At 55.1% G+C, this 20,509-nt stretch carries 18 protein-coding genes; 4 read left to right on the top strand and 14 right to left on the bottom strand.

Going from position 1 to position 20,509, the window contains the following annotated elements:
- Positions 1-8: 8 nt before the first annotated feature.
- From glnK to AC2FAJ_RS16565, 4 genes are all read right to left on the bottom strand, one after another.
- Positions 9-347, bottom strand: a complete 339-nt coding sequence (gene glnK / locus AC2FAJ_RS16580) for a P-II family nitrogen regulator (RefSeq protein WP_008503304.1) — start codon at positions 345-347, stop codon at positions 9-11.
- A gap of 220 nt (positions 348-567) precedes the next feature.
- A complete protein-coding gene (locus tag AC2FAJ_RS16575) occupies positions 568-2,349 on the bottom strand; it encodes a SmdB family multidrug efflux ABC transporter permease/ATP-binding protein (protein WP_047367613.1) in 1,782 nt (593 codons plus the stop codon).
- A complete protein-coding gene (locus AC2FAJ_RS16570) occupies positions 2,342-4,114 on the bottom strand; it encodes a SmdA family multidrug ABC transporter permease/ATP-binding protein (protein ID WP_041911075.1) in 1,773 nt (590 codons plus the stop codon). The genes AC2FAJ_RS16575 and AC2FAJ_RS16570 overlap by 8 nt, the downstream gene beginning before the upstream one ends.
- A gap of 30 nt (positions 4,115-4,144) precedes the next feature.
- On the bottom strand, positions 4,145-4,603 hold the full coding sequence (locus AC2FAJ_RS16565; RefSeq protein WP_008503307.1) for an Lrp/AsnC family transcriptional regulator: 459 nt from the start codon (positions 4,601-4,603) through the stop codon (positions 4,145-4,147).
- A 115-nt stretch (positions 4,604-4,718) separates the two neighbouring features.
- Between AC2FAJ_RS16565 and AC2FAJ_RS16560 the strand changes: the two genes are divergently transcribed.
- On the top strand, positions 4,719-5,765 hold the full coding sequence (locus AC2FAJ_RS16560) for a PLP-dependent cysteine synthase family protein (protein WP_049137517.1): 1,047 nt from the start codon (positions 4,719-4,721) through the stop codon (positions 5,763-5,765).
- A gap of 42 nt (positions 5,766-5,807) precedes the next feature.
- On the opposite strand, the gene cof is transcribed toward AC2FAJ_RS16560, so the two are convergent.
- On the bottom strand, positions 5,808-6,626 hold the full coding sequence (gene cof / locus AC2FAJ_RS16555; RefSeq protein WP_028012168.1) for an HMP-PP phosphatase: 819 nt from the start codon (positions 6,624-6,626) through the stop codon (positions 5,808-5,810).
- 101 nt (positions 6,627-6,727) lie between these two features.
- Here cof and AC2FAJ_RS16550 point away from each other — a divergent pair, with 101 nt between their 5' ends.
- Together AC2FAJ_RS16550 and queC are read left to right on the top strand one after the other, a co-directional pair.
- Positions 6,728-8,428 (top strand): SgrR family transcriptional regulator, encoded by a 1,701-nt coding sequence (locus tag AC2FAJ_RS16550; RefSeq protein WP_485454331.1) that lies wholly within the window; start codon positions 6,728-6,730, stop codon positions 8,426-8,428.
- Positions 8,429-8,494: 66 nt separating this feature from the next.
- Positions 8,495-9,190: a 7-cyano-7-deazaguanine synthase QueC gene (gene queC / locus AC2FAJ_RS16545; protein WP_023332238.1), complete on the top strand. Its 696-nt coding sequence runs from the start codon at positions 8,495-8,497 to the stop codon at positions 9,188-9,190.
- Between the two features lie 61 nt (positions 9,191-9,251).
- Here queC and AC2FAJ_RS16540 read toward each other — a convergent pair whose 3' ends face one another.
- The 9 genes from AC2FAJ_RS16540 to bolA all read right to left on the bottom strand — a co-directional run bounded on the left by AC2FAJ_RS16540 (position 9,252) and on the right by bolA (position 19,612).
- Positions 9,252-9,650, bottom strand: a complete 399-nt coding sequence (locus AC2FAJ_RS16540) for a YbgC/FadM family acyl-CoA thioesterase (protein WP_485454330.1) — start codon at positions 9,648-9,650, stop codon at positions 9,252-9,254.
- A gap of 97 nt (positions 9,651-9,747) precedes the next feature.
- Positions 9,748-10,128, bottom strand: a complete 381-nt coding sequence (locus tag AC2FAJ_RS16535; protein WP_485454329.1) for a helix-hairpin-helix domain-containing protein — start codon at positions 10,126-10,128, stop codon at positions 9,748-9,750.
- 148 nt (positions 10,129-10,276) lie between these two features.
- A complete protein-coding gene (ppiD, locus tag AC2FAJ_RS16530; protein WP_485454328.1) occupies positions 10,277-12,148 on the bottom strand; it encodes a peptidylprolyl isomerase in 1,872 nt (623 codons plus the stop codon).
- Between the two features lie 212 nt (positions 12,149-12,360).
- A complete protein-coding gene (gene hupB, locus AC2FAJ_RS16525) occupies positions 12,361-12,633 on the bottom strand; it encodes a nucleoid-associated protein HU-beta (RefSeq protein ID WP_002444653.1) in 273 nt (90 codons plus the stop codon).
- A gap of 210 nt (positions 12,634-12,843) precedes the next feature.
- Positions 12,844-15,198 (bottom strand): endopeptidase La, encoded by a 2,355-nt coding sequence (gene lon / locus AC2FAJ_RS16520; RefSeq protein WP_023334706.1) that lies wholly within the window; start codon positions 15,196-15,198, stop codon positions 12,844-12,846.
- Between the two features lie 183 nt (positions 15,199-15,381).
- Positions 15,382-16,656: an ATP-dependent protease ATP-binding subunit ClpX gene (gene clpX / locus AC2FAJ_RS16515; protein WP_028012161.1), complete on the bottom strand. Its 1,275-nt coding sequence runs from the start codon at positions 16,654-16,656 to the stop codon at positions 15,382-15,384.
- A 125-nt stretch (positions 16,657-16,781) separates the two neighbouring features.
- Entirely contained in the window at positions 16,782-17,405 is a 624-nt protein-coding gene (gene clpP, locus AC2FAJ_RS16510) for an ATP-dependent Clp endopeptidase proteolytic subunit ClpP (RefSeq protein WP_014069126.1), read from the bottom strand.
- A gap of 260 nt (positions 17,406-17,665) precedes the next feature.
- The gene (gene tig, locus AC2FAJ_RS16505; RefSeq protein WP_008503318.1) at positions 17,666-18,964 is read right to left on the bottom strand and encodes a trigger factor; all 1,299 of its coding nucleotides are present in this window, start codon (positions 18,962-18,964) and stop codon (positions 17,666-17,668) included.
- A 330-nt stretch (positions 18,965-19,294) separates the two neighbouring features.
- A complete protein-coding gene (bolA, locus tag AC2FAJ_RS16500; protein WP_003859051.1) occupies positions 19,295-19,612 on the bottom strand; it encodes a transcriptional regulator BolA in 318 nt (105 codons plus the stop codon).
- A 306-nt stretch (positions 19,613-19,918) separates the two neighbouring features.
- Here bolA and AC2FAJ_RS16495 point away from each other — a divergent pair, with 306 nt between their 5' ends.
- Positions 19,919-20,497 (top strand): lipoprotein, encoded by a 579-nt coding sequence (locus AC2FAJ_RS16495; protein WP_028012160.1) that lies wholly within the window; start codon positions 19,919-19,921, stop codon positions 20,495-20,497.
- The last annotated feature ends 12 nt before the right edge of the window (positions 20,498-20,509 follow it).

Genomic DNA, 20,509 nt, shown 5'->3' with positions numbered 1-20,509 from the left:
GGCGTTATTTACAGTGCCGCTTCGTCAGATTCGCCGGTACGAATGCGAATGACGCGCTGCAGTTCGGCAACGAAAATTTTGCCGTCGCCAATTTTGCCGGTGTAGGCCGCTTTGCTAATCACATCAATCACTTCATCAAGCTGATCGTCAGCAATCGCGACATCAATTTTTACTTTTGGCAGAAAGTTAACGCTGTATTCCGCCCCGCGATAAAGCTCGGCATGACCCTTCTGACGACCAAAGCCTTTCACTTCGGTGACAGTCAGTCCCTGAATACCCATTGAGGACAATGCTTCACGCACGTCTTCCAGTTTGAATGGTTTGATTACCACCGTAACCAGCTTCATAGATCCCCTCCAGTCAGAATTCGGTAATGGCCGCAGCTCACGCAGAAGGTATTGCAAGGGGTGTGCCAGAAATGAAATGGAGGGAGAAAAGCGGTGCGACGAGCGTTATGCCGTCTTCCTTAATGAACCGGCGAAAAAAAACGCACCATGTCGGTGCACGGTGCGTTTCAGTATTGCACCAACAGGAATGACTGTTAGCGCGTTGCTTTGTTTTGGTGCATCAGGCGCTGAGCGACTCTTCCTCGCGCACGCTGGCCGCGAGCTCTTCGCCCGCCAGCTGAAGCTGATACATCTGCCAGTAGCGCCCTTTGGCTTCCAGCAGTTCACGGTGCGTCCCGCGCTCCACGGCTTGTCCACGATGCAGCACCAGAATGGTATCGGCATCGACAATGGTGGAAAGGCGATGGGCAATCACCACCAGCGTCGTATGGTCGCGTACCGCGGCCAGCGCCTGCTGGATGGCCTGCTCGGTGCCGGAGTCAATGCTGGCCGTCGCTTCATCCAGAATCAGCACCTGCGGGGTTTCAATCAGCACCCGCGCCAGCGCGAGAAGCTGCTTTTGCCCAACGGAGAGGTTGTTTCCCTGCTCGCCCAGCCGGGTATTAATCCCGTCGCTAAACCCGCGCGCAAGGTCTGCCAGCTGCACTTTTTCCAGCACCTCCCATACCTGCTCCTGAGAGTAGTCTCGCCCCAGGGTCACGTTGGCGTAGAAGGTATCGGCCAGGACGACCGGATCCTGCTGCACCATCGCGACGCCTTTACGCAACACGTTGTGGCTGAGAGACGCGAGCGGGCGTCCGTCGAGGCGGATTTCGCCTTGCGTGACCGGGTAGTAGCCCATCAACAGGCTGGCGAGCGTGCTCTTGCCGCTTCCCGTATGTCCCACCAGCGCCACGAAACCGCGCGACGGGACATCCAGCGTAATGTCCTGCAACACCAGCCGGTCTTCGCGATAGGCAAACGAGACGTTATCAAAGGCAATGGCGCCGCTTTGCAGAGGTCGCTCGTCATGACCGTAGGCCTGGCGCGGCCTGTCCATCAGCTCAAACACGCGCTCGCCGGCGACGACCGCCTGCTGCAGCATCGATTGCTGGGTCGTGAGCTCGATCAGCGGCTCGTTAAGGCGCCCCAGATAGCTAATAAAAGCGTACAGCACGCCCACTTCAATCGTACCGCTTGAGCTCAGGCCAAAGAGCATCAGTAAACCGCAAAGCACCAGCGCAGAGAAAAGGCTGAGCAGCGGACGCAGCAGGAAGCCGTCAAGGCGCAGCGTCTGCATACGCGCCATATAGTGCGATCGGCTGGCTTCGCCCATCCGCTCGCCAAAGCGCGCCTGCTGGCGGAACTGCTGGATGACGCTCATGCCGTTAATCACTTCGTTGAAGCCATCGTTAATGTCGGCCAGATAGGCGCGCACCCGACGCACGATTGGCGTGCTGTAGCGCTGGTAGATGATCATCACGATCAGCACCGCCGGGAAGATGGTAATCGCCACCAGCGCCATGCGCCAGTCGAGGCTGAACATCGCCACCAGCATCGCGCCGATCAGCGCCGCACTGCGTAACACCGTCGCGACCACGGTGACGTACAGGTCGCGGATCACTTCGGTATCGTTGGTCACGCGCGAAATCACCTGCCCGACCGGCTGGATATCAAACTCGCTGAGCGGCTGGCGAAGCGCCGCGTCCATTACATCCGTGCGCAGCTGCTGAACCACACCCACGGCGGCACGGTTAAACAGCAGCGACTGCGCATAGTGCAGCCCTGCCGCCGCCAGCTGCAACCCAACGTAGGCCACGCCTAAGCCCGCCACCAGCCCCAGCGGCAGGTAGCTTTTGGCGACCATATTGTCGATGAAGTAGCTGATGAGCAGCGGCCCGCTCACCTCAGCAATCGCCGCTATCCAGAGTAAAAGCACGGCCACGGAGAGCGGTTTGCGCCACGGCGAGCCGTAGGCCAGCAGACGTTTGAGCGTCGGCCACATCGTTCCGAGCTTACGCATTGGTGGCCTCCTGATCCTGTTCCGGCGCATCGTCCAGCGCCGCCTCAAGCTGTTGATAGCGGTACATATCGCGATACCAGCCCGGCTGCTCGGCAAGCGTTTCATGCTGCCCGCGCTGGGCAATGTGTCCGTGATGTAAGACCAGAATTTCGCTGGCCTCGGTGAGCGCTGACAAACGGTGGGCGCTGATAATCACCGTGCGTCCGTCGCCCCACTGGCGCAGGTTATGCAGAATCTGATGCTCGGTACGACCATCCACGGCGGAGAGCGCATCATCCAGAATGAGGATTTCAGCATTCAGCAGCAGCGCGCGGGCAATCGAGATTCGCTGTTTCTGCCCGCCGGACAGCATGACGCCACGTTCCCCGACTTCCGTTTCGTAGCCCTGCGGCAGACGCAAAATATCGTCATGTACGCTGGCTAAGCGCGCCACATGTTCGATCTCTTCCTGCGTCGCCGACGGGTGACCAAGCGCAATGTTATTCGCCACGGTGTCCGAAAATAAAAACGGCGTCTGGCTGACTACCGCCAGACGGCCACGCCACTCGTCCAGCAGCAGGTTCGCCAGGGGGATATCATGGAAACGGATATCGCCCTCGGTGACGTCAAAGTGGCGCTGAAGCAGAGAGAGCACGGTACTTTTTCCGGACCCCGTCGGGCCGCAGATGCCCAGCATCTGGCCCGGCCGCAGCGTAAAGCTAACGTTCTCCAGCACCGGATGTTCCGTTTGCGGATAGACAAATTTGCGAACGTCGACGTTCATAACGCCGCGCCCTTCCGGCACCGCTTCGCTGCCGTCATTGACCACCGGCGCTTCGGCCAGCATGGCGCGGATGCGGCTGTAGGCGGCGCTGCCGCGCTCTACGATATTAAACATCCAGGCCAGCGCCAGCATCGGCCAGATCATCAGCCCCAGATACATCGCAAAGCTGGTCAATTGCCCCAGGGTCAATGTGCCCTGCACCACCATCCAGCTCCCGCCGCCAATCGCCAGCAGGTTTGCCATGCCGATTGCGACATAAATCGTTGGATCAAATCGCGCATCAATACGCGCGACGCGCATGTTTTTCGCCCCCGTGTCTGCCGCATCGGCCGCAAACAGCGCGGACTGCCGATCTTCCAGGCCAAACGCTTTGATCATGCGGATGCTGGTCATGCTCTCCTGGGTGCGATCGTTCAAAGAAGAAAACGCCGCCTGCGCCAGCTTGAAGCGCTCGTGCAGCTGTTCGCCGTAGCGATTGATCGCCAGCGCCATGATCGGCATCGGCAGCAGGGCGAGCAGGGTTAATTGCCAGCTGATCTGCGTGGACATGACGATCAGCACCGCACAGCCCATCACCAGCGAGTCCACCAGCGTCAGCACCCCTTCCCCGGCGGCAAAGACCACGCGATCGACGTCGTTCGTCGCGCGGGCAATGAGATCCCCGGTGCGATGACGCAGATAAAATTCGGGATGCTGTCGGCTCAGCTGGCGGTAAAAATCTTCACGCAGCTCAACGGCCAGCTGATAGGACGCACCAAACAGCAGCACGCGCCAGACGTAGCGCAGAAGATAAACAATGACCGCCGTCAGCACCAGCGTGCCGACCCACATCAACACCCGTGCGGTGGTGTAATGCTGTTCAGTGACGCCATCCACGACGTAGCCCACCACCTTCGGCGGGATCAGCTGCAAAATGGCAATGATAATAAGCAGGGCGACTGCACCGAGGTAGCGTTGCCACTCCCGACGAAAGTACCAGCTTAATTGGGCAAATAATCGCACGCGGTTTGTTCCTGAAGGTATTTTACGAAGTTATTCAATGGGTAAGGCTGTGGTGTACTTAATCTGTTCCATGGCGAAGCTTGAGGTGACGTCCGACAAGCCCGGGACGCTGTTCACCAGCCGCTTGTAGAAATCATCATAGCGCTTCATGTCAGCCACCTGGACGCGCATCAGGTAATCGTACTCGCCGGCCATACGCCAGAAGCCGAGCACCTCGGGCATCTCAGACACCTGAGTGACGAAGCGGCAATACCACTCGCTGCTGTGGTGTTGGGTTTTTATCAGCACAAATGCCGTCAGCCCAAGCCCCAGTTTTTCGGGATCGAGTAATGCGACGCGCCCCAGAAGAATGCCGTCATCTTCCAGCTTTTTTAGGCGCTTCCAGCACGGTGTGGTGGTCAGATTAACGGCATCTGCCAGCGCCTGCAAAGAGAGGGTACAGTCACTTTGCAGCAATGAAAGGAGCTTGCGGTCAATTTTATCTAGCATACCCACCTCATAGAGAAAATTTTTCTCCCTTCATTCTATTTTAAAGGCCAGATAGCAACAATTTTTTCTGTGCTTTTCGCTATGCTGGGCACAAAATGACAAACGGATAACTACGATGAATAGCACCTGGGTTAAACATGCCATCAGCGAAATCAATGCCGACTACCAGCGCTCGGCGGATACCCACCTGATTCGCCTCCCCCTGCCGGGATTTGACGGTATTCAGCTCTACCTGAAGGATGAAAGCACCCATCCTACCGGTAGCCTGAAGCATCGCCTGGCGCGCTCTCTGTTTTTATACGGTTTGTGCAACGGCTGGATCAAAGAAGGCACGACCATTATTGAATCCTCATCCGGTTCAACGGCGGTGTCTGAAGCCTATTTCGCTCGTCTGCTGGGCCTGCCGTTTATCGCCGTGATGCCCTCCTGCACCGCAAAACGCAAAATCGAGCAGATCGAATTTTACGGCGGACGCTGCCATTTTGTGGAAAGCGCCTGCGAAATCTACGCCGCCTCTGAAATGCTCGCCCGCGAGCTAAACGGCCACTATATGGACCAGTTCACCTTTGCCGAGCGCGCAACGGACTGGCGCGGCAATAACAACATTGCCGACAGTATTTTCCGCCAGATGACCCACGAACCGCATCCGGTTCCGTCGTACATTGTGATGAGCGCCGGTACGGGCGGCACGTCAGCCACTATCGGACGCTACATTCGCTGTCAGGGCTACGATACCCAATTGATGGTGGTTGACCCCCAGAACTCCGTGTTCCTCGACTACTGGCAAAGCCGCGATGCCGGCCTGCGCAGTCCGGTGGGCAGTAAAATTGAAGGAATTGGCCGCCCGCGCGTGGAACCGTCGTTCATTCCTGACGTTGTCGACGAAATGCTCCGCGTGCCGGACGCCGCCAGCGTCGCCACCGCGCACTGGCTGGAGACGCAGCTCGGCCGCAAGGTGGGCGCATCAACGGGCACCAACATGTGGGGCGCACTGCAGCTTGCGGCACGCATGCGCGAGGAAGGCCGTACCGGCTCCATCGTCACGCTGCTGTGCGACAGCGGCGAGCGCTACCTTGAGACCTACTACAATGCGGAGTGGGTACAGGCCAACATCGGCGACATCACTCCGTGGAAAGCGCAGATTGCGCAGCTGCTGAAATAAAAAAAAAGCCAGACCGAAGTCTGGCTTGCTGGAAGGGTCTCACTATTCGGGGGAATATGGGAGGTTGTTGTTGTCCAGCCAATGCGTCAAAAAATGGGACACCGCTTCGTTGCCGCAGTGTCCGATAACCGGCAGATGAGGAAGCTCTGCGATCAGCTGCGGCATCGCATTCCCCATAATCAGGCCGCGCCCCACGCTGCCCAGCATTTCACGGTCATTCATGGCGTCGCCAAACGCCATACACTCCTGCAGCGTTAAGCCCAGGTGGTCGCTGAGCACCGCCAGGGCTGAACCTTTGTTACAGCCCACCGGCAGGACTTCAAGACAATCCACCGCCGAGAAGGTCAGGTGCGCCCGGTCGCCCAGCGCCTCATTTAACTGAATGCGTAAGCGGCAAAGATCGTCGTGATCGCCACAGAAGCAAATCTTGGTCACCGCGTGGGCAGGGATCCGGCGCAGATCGATAAGCTGGTATTTGAAGCCGCTATAAACATGCGCGTGCAACAATTCGGGGATTTCGCTTCCGGTAAACCAGCCTTGATCGTTGAATACGTGGATACTGGCCTGCGTGTCCCACGTGCTGTGCAGAACAATATCCGCCACTTCCGGGTTGAGATCCTGGCGGTGCAGCACCTCTCCTTCAACGGTGTGAATGCGCGTTCCGTTACCCGTGATTAAAAACGCATCCAGGGAAAACGTGCCCAGCAGATGACGCATCTCCAGCACGTGGCGGCCAGTGGCAAACGTCAGGGTGACATCACGCTCGCGCAGACGCTTCAGGGTACTCAGCGTTTTCTCCCCCAGACGGTGATCCGGCATTAACAACGTACCGTCCATATCAAATGCAGCGAGGCGGGCCATGATTACTCCTGAAATGTGATGCGATTAACTTGTGCATCAGTATCGTGTGAGATATACGGAAGTAATAGTGAATAGATGAAAATTATTGTTCCGGGTTTCTTATGCGCCAGCTTAACCGTCTTAACCAGTATCAACGCCTGTGGCAACCTTCCGCTGGCGCTCCACAGCAGGTCACCATAAGTGAGCTTGCCAGCCGCTGTTTTTGTAGCGAGCGGCATGTCCGCACCCTGCTGCGTCAGGCTCAGGAGGCGGGCTGGCTCAGCTGGCACGCGCGGTCTGGTCGCGGCAAGCGCGGTGAGCTGACGTTCCATGCCAGCCCGGAGTCACTGCGCAATGCGATGATGGAAGAGGCGCTGAAGAGCGGGCAGCAGCATAACGCGCTGGAGCTGGCCCAGCTTGCTCCTGAAGCACTGAGATCGTTGTTGCATCCGTTTTTAGGCGGACAGTGGCAAAACGACACGCCGACGCTGCGCATCCCCTACTATCGCTCGCTGGAGCCGCTTCAGCCGGGCTTTTTGCCTGGCCGGGCGGAGCAGCATCTGGCGGGACAGGTATTTTCAGGCTTGACGCGTTTTAACGGTAACAGCAGTGAACCCACGGGCGATCTCGCGCATCACTGGGAGGTCTCTGCTGACGGGCTGCGCTGGCATTTCTACATTCGCTCCACCCTGCACTGGCATAACGGCGATAAAATAGAAACGGCGCAGCTCCAGCGAAGCCTGACGGCACTGTTGACGCTTCCCGCCCTGCGCACCCTGTTCAGGAGCGTTTTACGTCTCGAAACAACGCATCCACAGTGTCTGACATTTATGCTGCATCAACCGGACTATTGGCTGGCGCACAGGCTGGCAACCTACTGCAGCCGTCTGGCGCATCCCGACTATCCTGAACTTGGCTGCGGCCCCTTCCGGCTGGCCGCCTTTGAGCCCGACCTGGTTCGTCTGGAAAGCCATGAGCAATACCACCTGAGCCATCCGCTGCTCAAAGCCATCGAATACTGGATCACCCCCCAGCTGTTTGATTACAGGCTGGGCACCAGCTGTCGTCACCCGGTGCAAATCGCGATTGGCGAGGCCGATGAGCTTGAAACCCTGAGGCTGGTCAGCAGCAGCACCAGCCTGGGCTTCTGTTACCTCACGCTGAAACAGAGCGCGCGTCTGAGTAAGATCCAGGCGAAGCGGCTTATCAATATCATCCATCTCTCCAGGCTTCTGCACACGCTTCCGCTCAACGAAGGACTCATTACGCCCACCGGGGAACTGCTTCCCGGCTGGACAATCCCCGAATGGCCTGACTTAACGGACGTTGCCCTGCCTGAGGCGCTGACGCTGGTTTACCATCTTCCCGTTGAGCTTCACACCATGGCCAGCCAGTTAAAGGCGTACCTGGCGCGACAGGGTTGTGACCTGACCGTCATCTTCCACGACGCCAAGACGTGGGACGGATGCCAGCAGCTTGCCGATGCAGACATCATGATGGGGGACAGGCTGATTGGCGAAGCGCCAGCGTATACGCTTGAGCAGTGGCTGCGCTGCGATGCCCTGTGGCCGCACGTGTTAAGCGCACCGGCCTACGCCCATCTGCAAGCCACGCTGGATGCGGTGCAGTCTCAGGCCGAAGCTCGGGACCGACACGCCGGTCTGCAAGCCATTTTCAACCGCCTGATGGAGAATGCGGTGCTGACGCCGCTTTTTAACTATCAATATCAAATCAGCGCCCCGCCGGGAGTCAACGGCATACGCCTCAACACCCGCGGCTGGTTTGATTTTACCGAAGCCTGGCTTCCCGCCCCCAAATCGTGAAGAAGCTGGTCGCCGCCGTAGCCAGACGGTAACATAACGTTTTTACCGTAACAGTCGAGATGATTTATGAAACGTGCCGTCGTCGTGTTCAGCGGAGGACAAGACTCTACAACCTGCCTGGTTCAGGCCCTTCATCAGTATGATGAAGTTCACTGTGTGACTTTCGATTATGGCCAGCGTCACCGCGCTGAAATCGACGTTGCCCGTGAACTGGCCCTTAAACTGGGGGCACGCGCGCACAAGGTGCTGGACGTTACGCTGTTAAATGAACTGGCCGTCAGCAGCCTCACCCGGGACAGTATTCCTGTACCGGACTACGAACCCGATGCCAGCGGCATTCCGAACACGTTTGTGCCGGGGCGTAATATTCTGTTCCTGACCCTGACGGCGATTTATGCCTATCAGGTAAAAGCCGAAGCGGTAATTACGGGCGTATGCGAGACCGACTTCTCAGGATACCCGGACTGCCGCGATGAGTTTGTCAAAGCGCTCAACCACGCCGTCAATCTGGGGATGGCGAAAGAGACGCGCTTTGAAACCCCGCTCATGTGGCTGGATAAAGCCGAAACCTGGGCGCTGGCCGACTACTGGGGCAAGCTGGATTTGGTTCGCAGCGAAACCCTCACCTGCTATAACGGCATCAAAGGCGACGGTTGCGGCCAGTGCGCCGCCTGTAATCTGCGCGCTAACGGGCTTAACCATTACCTGGCTGATAAAGTCGGCGTGATGGCGGCAATGAAGCAAAAGACCGGACTTAAATAGCGTTTTTTGACCGTGCTGTCGCAAAACAGGTGTCGACAGCACGAGTGCGCCTTAATATGTCTTATACGATCATCAACTCCAGCTTTTCCCGCAATTCCCCTTCCAGCGGCAGCGCTTTCTGAGTTTTCAGTTCGATACAGACAAAGGTGATCAGTGCATCAGCCACCACCTGCCCTTCTGGATCGAGCGTCACCACCTGGCTTAACACGCCGCTCTTGCCGTTTAGCTGTTGTACCTGGCTGGTCACGGTGAGCACATCGCCCAGCACGGCCGGACGGCGATAGTTAATGTTGATATTGACGACCACGAACGCGATGTTGTGCGCGGTCAGCCACTGAAAGCTTTCGCTGTTTTCCAGCCCGTCCCAGCGCGCTTCTTCAAGAAACTCGAGATAGCGAGCGTTATTGACGTGCTGATAAACATCAAGATGGAAACCGCGTACTTTGATTTTTGTCTGCATAGCGCAATAGCCTTTCATTGTTATAGGATCAGAGGTCATAACTGGTATGACCTCTTTATCCTGGCAAACTTTTGCCGCAGTGCAAGAAATTGCGTTATTACAGTGTCAGGTGTGAGAGGTTGCGCTCAACCAGCGCGCTGCCCATGCCCGGAACCTGTTTGAGATCGTCGACCGTTTTGAATGGGCCGTACTCTTCACGATAGCTGACGATAGCCTGCGCTTTTTTCAGGCCCACGCCATTCATTGCGCGGGCGAGATCCTCTGCCGAGGCCGAGTTAATGCTGACCCGCGTACCGTCATCATCCGCATTTTTACCGACGTCAGCCGCTTTGGTCTGCCCTTGTACCGGCGCGGCCGCGTCAGACTTGCTCTGCGTAGCCTGTGGTTTGGCGGCGGTCGCCACCGCCTGCGCGCCCGCGCTCATCCCGGTGGTGGCAATAGCCAGCGTAATTAACAGTGCTTTGATTCCACATTTCATGCTGTTATCTCCTTGTTTGTTGACAGCCACGCAACGATAGCCGCCTGTGAAAACAGGCACAAACAGCAGATTGCAGAAATGGAAAAGGCCGCGAAAGCGGCCTTTAGTTTTTGCAGAGCGTTACGAAAATCTGCGAGCAGACACGTAATTACTGCTGCTGGGTCATGACATCGCCCAGCTTGATTTTGGCGTCTTTACGCAGGTTGCTCATCAAGGCTTCGAAAGCAATCTGAGCATTGTTCTGAGTAATGCCCTGAACCATCGCCTTCTTCTGCGCTTCTGGCAGAGTGCCGGCTTTCACGTCGTCCAGCGCCAGCAGAACAACGTTACCCTGCATATCGGTGGTGGTACCGAAGCTTGGCTTGTCTTTTGCCGGTAGCGTCAGGCTAAACGCGGCCTGGCTGATTGGGTCCTGACCGGTGCGGCTCAGCGTTTTCGCCTCACCGAAGCTCAGACCTGCCGCTTTCAGCGCGTCCTGTTTACCCGCTTTCAGATCGGCCAGAATCTTCTCAGCGTCCAGTTTAGCCTGCTGTTCTGCTTTGTTGTGCTTAACCTGAGCGACGACCTGATCCTTCACTTCCGCCAGCGGTTTGACCGCTTCTGGCTTGTGCTCGCTGACGCGCAGAACAAAGGCGCGATCGCCGTCAACGGTAATGATGTCAGAGTTGCTGCCCGGCGTGCCGTTCTCGCCCACCAGACCACCGTTAAAGATGGCATCAGAAACCGGTTTGAAGTTCAGCTCTTCCGGCAGGTTGTCGCGACCAAACCAGCCGGTCTCAACCGCTTTCACACCCGCCGCCTGCTCTGCACCTGCCAGAGATTCGTTGTCGTTGCTGGCAGCATCGCTCACCTTCTGCTGCAGCGCGTAGTAGGCATCCAGGGCTTTTTCCTGTTTCACTTTCGCAGCGATATCATCACGAACCTCAGCCAGCGGCTTGGTTTTCGCCGGGGTGATGTCGTCCAGACGCACGACCAGGAAACCAACGGATGATTTAATCACACCAGACAGCTGGCCTTTCTCTTTCAGGCCGGCATTTTTCAGCTCGTCGGGCGTGGTTGCGTCTTCCAGCCAGCCCATATCACCGCCGTTTTTCGCAGAGATAATGTCGGTGGATTTCGCTTTCGCAAGGGTGGCGAAATCAGCGCCTTTGTTCAGCTCATCCAGTACCGCCTTAGCATCTGCTTCAGTTTTGGTCTGAATCACGCTGTAGCGGTTACGCTGCGGCTGAGTGAACTGATCCTGATGCTGGTCGTAGTAAGACTGGATCTCGGCATCAGACGCGCTTTCCTGCAGCGCAGCTGCATCCAGCTTGATGTAGCTGACGCGGAACTGCTCCGGAGAAACAAAGGCGTTTTTATTCTGCTCGTAGTAAGCATTAACGTCTGCGTCGCTCACCTGCTGTTTCGCCGCCAGGGCGTTCACATCAATTGTCGCTTCACGGACCACGCGCTGCTGGGCCACCAGCGCGGCCAGTTCGTCGGTTTCACCTTTAAGCATGAAATCGGTACCCACGACAGCGTTAATGAGCTGCTGGGTCGTCAGCTGGTTACGCAGCGCCTGCGCGTACTGATCCGCCGTCATGCCCATCTGGTTAACGATACTGTTGTAACGCGCGTTGTCGAATTTACCGTTAGACTGGAATGCCTGAGTGGCGAAGATCGCTTTTTTGACCTGCTCGTCGCTGATGCCAAGGCCCAGCTTTTTGGCATACTGATCCAGCAGCGCTTCGTCGATAAGACGGTTCAGTGTCTGTTGGCGCAGGGTTTTCATGTACCCTTCATTCGCCGCCAGTTCAGAGAATTGGTCGCCCAGCTGTTGCTGCATACGGTTACGCTCACCGGCAAAAGCATTCTCGAACTGACCACGGCTGATTTCCTGGCCATTCACTTTTGCGGCATAGTTCGCGCCACCGCCAATAAGGTAACTGCTCACGCCGGTCAATATGAACGACACGATAATGATACCGAAAATAATCTTGAGCACGAGACTGTTAGCAGCCGTGCGTAAGCTGTCCATCATGGTGTAACAACACTCCGCTGTAGGTGACTGGTTACCTGACGCTGACGGAAAATCCTGCCCGTCGCGCGTGAAGGCGTATTGTGACAAGAAAACGGGGCGATTGTCAGCCCACAACTCGCATAAACTCGCACAAATCAGGTCTGGACAAACAAAAAAGGCACATCAAACGATGCGCCCTTGTACTATCCGGCTTCCCTGAAACGGGAAAGCAATCAGTTTACTGCGTCTTTCAGCGCTTTACCTGCACGGAAACCCGGCACTTTAGCAGCAGCAATGGTGATCTCTTTACCGGTCTGAGGGTTGCGGCCAGTACGGGCAGCACGCTCTTTAACAGCAAAAGTACCGAAGCCTACCAGTGCAACGTCGTCCCCAGCCTGCAGAGATTCAGTAACAGAAGCAATTAATGCATCTAACGCACGTCCAGCTGCAGCTTTAGAAATATCAGCACCAGCAGCAATTTTGTCAATCAGTTGAGATTTATTCACTGTTCTCTTCCTCTCTTTATAATTTATATCGCGCCTGAGTCCTTCACAACGCGACCGCGCAGCAGTTATATCAGGCCTGCCATGACCTTACAACACCCGTTGTTGATGGCTGACCTAATCAGCAATCTAAATTAGCTATACAAAAAAAGGCTGGCAAGTGCGAAATGACTTACCAGCCTTGTTTTTATTGACGCTCTTTGCGCGAGGTCACTATTTTGCGGTTACAACCTGCATTCCGGAGGGTTCATTCTGCAGTGCGAGACTGAGAACTTCCTCAATTCGCTTAACAGGATGGATCTGCAGATCGGCAATCACGTTGTCCGGAATCTCTTCCAGATCGCGTTTATTTTCGTAAGGGATCAATACGGTTTTGATCCCACCGCGGTGTGCCGCCAGCAGTTTTTCTTTTAACCCGCCGATTGGCAGGACCTGACCGCGCAGGGTGATTTCACCGGTCATTGCCACATCGGCACGTACCGGGTTGCCCGTCAGACAGGAAACCAGAGCGGTACACATGGCAATACCCGCGCTTGGGCCATCTTTCGGCGTCGCCCCCTCAGGAACGTGAACGTGAATGTCGCGTTTTTCGTAGAAATCCGGGTTGATACCCAGTTTTTCCGCGCGCGCGCGCACCACAGTCAGCGCAGCCTGGATGGACTCCTGCATCACTTCACCCAGCGAGCCGGTGTAGGTCAGCTTGCCTTTGCCCGGCACACAGGCGGTTTCGATGGTCAGCAGATCGCCGCCCACTTCCGTCCATGCCAGACCGGTCACCTGACCCACGCGGTTTTCGTTATCCGCGCGGCCATAGTCGAAGCGCTGAACGCCCAGGTAGGCATGCAGATTGTCACCGTTAATCACGATGTGCTTCAGGCTCTTATCCAGCAGCAGCTGTTTTACCGCCTTACGGCACAGCTTAGATATTTCGCGCTCAAGGCTACGCACGCCCGCTTCACGGGTGTAGTAGCGAATGATGCCGATAATCGCGCTGTCCTCGACGGTCAGCTCGTTGGCTTTCAGCGCGTTACGCTCAATCTGCTTCGGCAGCAGGTGCTGTTTAGCAATGTTCAGCTTTTCGTCTTCGGTATAACCGGAGAGGCGGATCACTTCCATACGGTCCAGCAGCGGTGCCGGTATGTTCATGGAGTTGGACGTTGCCACGAACATTACATCGCTGAGGTCGTAGTCCACTTCCAGATAGTGATCGCTGAACGCCACGTTCTGTTCTGGATCAAGCACTTCCAGCAGAGCAGACGCCGGGTCGCCGCGCATGTCCGACGACATTTTGTCGATCTCATCAAGCAGGAACAGCGGGTTTTTAACGCCCACTTTCGCCATTTTCTGGATCAGTTTACCCGGCATAGAACCGATGTAGGTACGGCGGTGACCGCGGATTTCCGCTTCATCACGCACGCCGCCCAGCGCCATACGGATGTACTTACGTCCGGTCGCTTTAGCGATGGACTGGCCCAGAGAGGTTTTACCCACCCCCGGCGGTCCTACCAGGCACAGAATTGGGCCTTTAATTTTGTTTACACGGCTCTGTACCGCGAGGTACTCAAGGATGCGGTCTTTCACGCGTTCCAGGCCGTAGTGGTCAGTATCGAGGATCTCCTGGGCCTGACGCAGGTCTTTCTTGACCTTGCTGCGGGCGTTCCACGGAACCTGCACCATCCACTCAATGTAGCCGCGCACGACGGTTGCTTCAGCCGACATCGGAGACATCATTTTCAGCTTCTGCAGTTCTGCTTCGGCTTTCTCTTTCGCCTCTTTCGGCATCTTCGCCGCGTCGATCTTACGCTTCAGCGCTTCGTTTTCGTCCGGTGCGTCGTCCATCTCGCCCAGCTCTTTCTGAATGGCCTTCATTTGCTCATTCAGATAGTACTCACGCTGAGATTTTTCCATCTGCTTTTTCACGCGGTTACGAATGCGCTTCTCAACCTGCAGCAGATCGATTTCAGACTCCATCATCGCCATCAGATATTCCAGACGTTCGTTAACGTCGGACATCTCCAGCACGGACTGTTTGTCAGCCAGCTTCAGCGGCATGTGTGCAGCGATGGTGTCCGCCAGACGCGCAGGATCGTCGATGCTGTTCAGCGACGTCAGCACTTCTGGTGGGATTTTCTTGTTCAGCTTGATATAGCCTTCGAACTGGCTAATCGCGGTACGTACCAGCACTTCCTGCTCGCGCTCATCAAGTTCAGGCGAATCAAGGTACTCTGCCTTGGCAGAGAAATGTTCGCCATCGTCTGACAGGGTGGTAATACGCGCACGCTGCAGGCCTTCGACCAGCACCTTCACGGTGCCGTCCGGCAGCTTCAGCATTTGTAAAATAGAGGCCACGGTCCCGACGGTGAAAAGATCGTTTACACCCGGCTCATCCGTTGATGCTTCTTTCTGGGCCACCAGCATGATTTTTTTATCATGATCCATGGCGGCTTCGAGGCAACGGATAGATTTTTCCCGCCCTACAAATAAGGGTATGACCATGTGCGGATAAACCACCACATCGCGCAACGGCAATACGGGGATTTCAATGCGTTCAGAACGCTCAGGATTCATAGAGCTCTCTCTTAGTTTAGTGTCCGCCAGGTAAGCTGGTCATGTCACAGTGCTTCACATAACCATTAACATGTATCCAGTATATGGGGATGTTTCCCACACATTCAACGCTATGAATACGGAAAAAGTAAAGGGGAGATAAAATCCCCCCTTTTTGATTAACTGCTTGTATGATTTGGTGAATTATTCGCCAGATGCCTGCTGGGCTTCCGGTTTACCGTAAATCAGCAGCGGCTTGGATTGGCCGCCGATCACGGACTCGTCGATAACCACTTTTTCGACGTCTTCCATCGACGGCAGATCGTACATGGTGTCGAGCAATGCCGCTTCAACGATAGAGCGCAAACCACGCGCACCGGTTTTACGCGCCATCGCTTTCTTGGCAATCGCATCCAGCGCTTCGTCACGGAATTCCAGCTCAACGCCTTCCAGATTGAACAGCGCCTGATACTGCTTGGTCAGCGCATTTTTCGGCTCTTTCAGAATCTGAATCAGCGCGTCTTCGCTCAGCTCATTCAGCGTTGCCACAACCGGCAGACGGCCAATGAATTCAGGGATCAGACCAAATTTGATCAGATCTTCAGGCTCAACCTGCGAAAGCAGTTCACCTTCGTTGGCTTTCTCGGACTTCGCCTTCACCGTTGCGCCAAAACCGATGCCGGAGCCGGTTTCAACACGGTGGGAAATGACTTTATCCAGACCAGCAAACGCGCCGCCGCAAATGAACAGGATCTTGGAGGTATCGACCTGCAGGAACTCCTGCTGCGGATGTTTGCGTCCACCCTGCGGCGGAACGGCCGCAACCGTACCTTCGATCAGCTTCAGCAGGGCCTGCTGCACGCCTTCACCCGACACGTCACGGGTGATGGACGGGTTGTCTGATTTACGGGAGATCTTGTCGATCTCATCAATATAAACAATCCCGCGCTGTGCTTTCTGAACGTCGTAATCGCACTTCTGCAGCAGCTTCTGAATGATGTTCTCAACGTCTTCACCCACATAACCGGCTTCGGTCAGGGTGGTGGCATCCGCCATGGTAAACGGAACATCCAGCAGGCGCGCCAGGGTTTCCGCCAGCAGCGTTTTACCGGAGCCGGTTGGCCCGATCAGCAGAATGTTACTTTTGCCCAGTTCTACACCATTGCTGGTGTCGCCGTTACGCAGACGTTTGTAGTGGTTGTATACCGCCACCGCCAGCACTTTCTTGGCCTGCTCCTGACCGATGACATAGTCGTCAAGGTGATGACGAATCTCATGCGGCGTTGGCAATGCGCTACGCTCACGGTGCGGCGCAACTTCTTTAATCTCTTCGCGAATGATGTCGTTACATAAATCGACGCATTCGTCGCAGATATACACGGACGGCCCGGCAATCAGTTTACGCACTTCATGCTGGCTTTTGCCGCAAAAAGAGCAGTACAGCAGTTTGCCCGAACCATCTTTGCGTTTATCTGTCATGAGTCCAAACCTCTTTTTAAGTTCTTTGTGCCGCACATGACGACGCAAATGCCATTCTAAGACGCGTGTGCTTTAAGCAGCGTGCCGCCCTACCTTAGTATAGCGGCACACTCGCGTCGCGGGCATCAATTACGATGGGTCAATACGGAGTCGACTAAGCCGTACTCAACTGCCTCTGGAGCAGAGAGGAAGCGATCGCGCTCGGTATCGCGCTCGATCTGCTCAAGAGATTGACCTGTATGCTGCGCCATAAGTTCATTCATGCGCGCTTTTACTTTCAGAATTTCGCGGGCGTGGATTTCGATATCCGTCGCCTGCCCCTGGTAACCCCCCAGCGGCTGGTGAATCATCACGCGGGAGTTAGGCAGGCAGAAACGCTTACCTTTCGCCCCTGCGGTTAACAGGAAGGCCCCCATGGATGCAGCCTGCCCCATACAGATAGTGCTGACATCTGGCTTGATGAACTGCATGGTGTCATAAATGGACATGCCCGCCGTAATCACACCGCCAGGCGAGTTGATGTACAGGTAAATGTCTTTTTCCGGGTTTTCCGCTTCCAGGAACAGCATCTGCGCCACGATCAGGTTAGCCATATGGTCTTCTACCTGGCCGGTCAGAAAGATAACGCGTTCCTTGAGCAGACGGGAATAGATATCGAAAGAACGCTCACCGCGTGAGGTCTGTTCAATAACCATTGGCACCAGCGCCATATGGGGTGCAAAGTTATCTCGTTCGCCACTGTATGACATTTCCGTCTCCTGGTTCAAAATTGAAAACACCTGCTGTACTGATTGTAACCTTATGGACGGATTATCAGCCAGTCTCAATCATCGTGATTACATACTTATGGGGTTCGCCACGCCCTATTTCAAGCATAACAACCTTTTGTTGTAACGCTAACACTGAAAGGGCGTTTTAGCACCCTTCCAGAACCCATGCAGCGATAAAAAAAACCCGTCGCCGGAAGGCAACGGGTTTTTTGTTCAAACTTTAAACCGTTAGAGCGAAATTACGCCTGCTGGTTCATCAGTTCGTTGAAAGAGGTCGCTTTTTCGGTCACTTTCGCTTTCGCCAGTACCGCTTCAACAGCCTGCTCTTCCAGTGCGACGTTGCGCATGTTGTCCATCAGCTCTTTGTTCTTACCGTAGAACTCGATCACTTCTGATGGATCTTCGTATGCAGACGCCATCTCTTCGATCAGGCCCTTCACACGCTCTTCGTCAGCTTTCAACTCGTGGGTACGAATCACTTCGCCCAGCAGCAGGCCAACAACAACGCGGCGTTTCGCTTGCTCTTCGAACAGCTCGCGCGGCAGTTCCATCGCTTGCTGCTGGTTGCCACCGAAGCGCTGTGCAGCCTGACGGCGCAGCACGTCGATTTCGCTGTCGATCAGGGCAGCAGGAACGTCGATTTCGTTCGCTTTTACCAGACCTTCAATCGCCTGAGATTTCACGCGGTTACGCACAGCACCGTTCAGCTCGCGCTCCATGTTTTTACGCACTTCGGTACGCAGGCCAGCAACAGAACCATCTTCCACGCCGAAACGCTTGATGAATTCTTCAGTCAGTTCTGGCAGTTCGCGCTCTTCAACTTTCTTCAGGTTGATGACGAACTTCGCTGCTTTACCTTTCAGGTTTTCAGCGTGGTACTCTTCAGGGAAGGTCACGTCGATGGTGAACTCTTCGCCCGCTTTGTGGCCTTTGATGCCGTCTTCGAAGCCTGGGATCATACGACCCTGGCCCATTGCCAGTACGAAGTCAGACGCTTTGCCGCCTTCGAACTCTTCGCCGTCTACAGAACCGGTGAAGTCGATGGTTACGCGGTCTTCCGCGTCAACAGCGCCTTCTTTCTCTTTCCAGTTCGCCTGCTGCTTACGCAGGGTGTCCAGCATGCCGTCAACGTCTTCGTCAGTCACGGAAACGATCGGTTTTTCAACTTCGATAGATTCCAGGCCTTTCAGCTCAACTTCCGGGTACACTTCAAACTCTACGGAGTAGGTGAAGTCTTCGCCCAGTTTGTATTCGCCTGGCACGTAGTTTGGCGCGCCGGCTGGATTGATTTTTTCTTTGATGATCGCGTCGATAAAGTTGCGGCTCATCAGTTCACCCAGCACATCCTGACGCACGGAAGCACCATAACGCTGAGCAACAACATTCATTGGTACTTTGCCCTTACGGAAGCCGTCAATACGTACTTTTTTTGCTACGTTGACCAGCTCGCTTTTCACAGCAGTTTCGATGCTGTCAGCAGCGATAGTAATCGTTACACGGCGGCCAAGGCCTTGAGTGGTTTCAACTGAAACTTGCATCTTGTTACCTCAAAAAAATCACAGTGCTCGGTCAACTCTGAATCTGTCTGTTATACCGGGATGCTCTCTTAGTGCAGATTCACATTCCCTGTCGCCAGAATCATCCCGAAGACATTCAATAAGACGCGGCATTATAGCGGCATCACTTAGGTGAGTCGAGAACGGTTGGAGCATGTTGCTGCGGCTTTTTTCACACTTTAAGGCTATTTTTAGCCTTAAAATCGCACCATCCGCTCAAAACTCAGACAAAACAAAACGGCCCGGAGGCCGTTTTGAGGAAATCTGTAAGCAACATACTGGAAAAGCTCCAGCCGTTGCAAATCCGATTTATCAGGCGATGGTGCCTGCACCGCGACAAGGCGGCGACGCAAAAACCGTATCCTGCAAGCCTTCCCATTCCTTAATGGTGTAGGTATGCAGTGCCAGCGCATGCACGGTCGTGGAGAGTTCTTCCGTCAAGGTGCTGTAGATCAGGCGATGTCGGTTCAGGAAACGTTCTCCCGTGAAGCGATCGCTAACCAGAACCACTTTAAAGTGGCTTTCAGAACCTGCCGGCACGTTATGACGATAGCTTTCGTCGACGACTTCGAGGAACACAGGGTTGAACGCTGCCCTTAATTTTTCTTCTATCTGTTCACGTATCATCATGAAATTACTCCTCCGACAACGCTAAGATGTCACCCATCCCTTTAAATGTTAGCCGCTTTTACCGTTTCCATTACACCTTGACAACAAATATTTAGCTTTCGTCTGATTTTCTCATTCAAATGGATGAAGTTCACTGTGAGACTCATACCTGTCGTCTCTCGCGGGAGGAGAAAAAGGATGAGCTGGTCAGTTTTCAGACAAGACGATGAATTTACATGCGTTGACCACTTCCCCTGGCCGTAGTCGATGATATGATGGCGGCAATTTTTCTCTCTTTAATGCTTACGATTCGTTGAGAACCTGAAAATGTTTAAAAAACTCTTCTTTCCGTTGGTAGCCCTTTTTATGCTGGCAGGCTGTGCGACTCCGCCTACCACTATTGATGTCTCACCAAAAATCACCCTGCCTCAGCAGGACCCAAGCCTGATGGGCGTCACCGTGAGCATTAACGGTGCCGATCAGCGTCAGGACCAGGCGCTGGCAAAAGTGACCCGCGACAACCAGCAGGTGACGCTGACCGCGTCTCGCGACCTGCGCTTCCTGCTGCAGGAAGTGCTTGAGAAGCAAATGACCGCTCGCGGCTACATGATTGGCCCAAGCGGCGCGGTTGATCTGCAGATTATCGTCAACAACCTGTACGCAGACGTCTCTCAGGGCAACGTGCGCTACAACATTGCGACCAAAGCGGATATCGCCATCATTGCCACCGCGAAGAACGGCAACAAGATGACCAAAAACTACCGCGCCAGCTACTCTGTTGAAGGCGCGTTCCAGGCCTCTAACAAGAATATTGCTAACGCCGTTAATAGCGTGCTGACGGACACCATCGCCGATATGGCGCAGGACACCAGCATTCACGACTTTATCAAGCAGAACGCACGTTAATCCTGCTCACTG

This window comes from Enterobacter cloacae complex sp. 385G4 (assembly GCF_057320665.1).
Note: the sequence above shows the minus strand (reverse complement) of the source record. Positions and strands in the feature narration are given on the sequence as shown.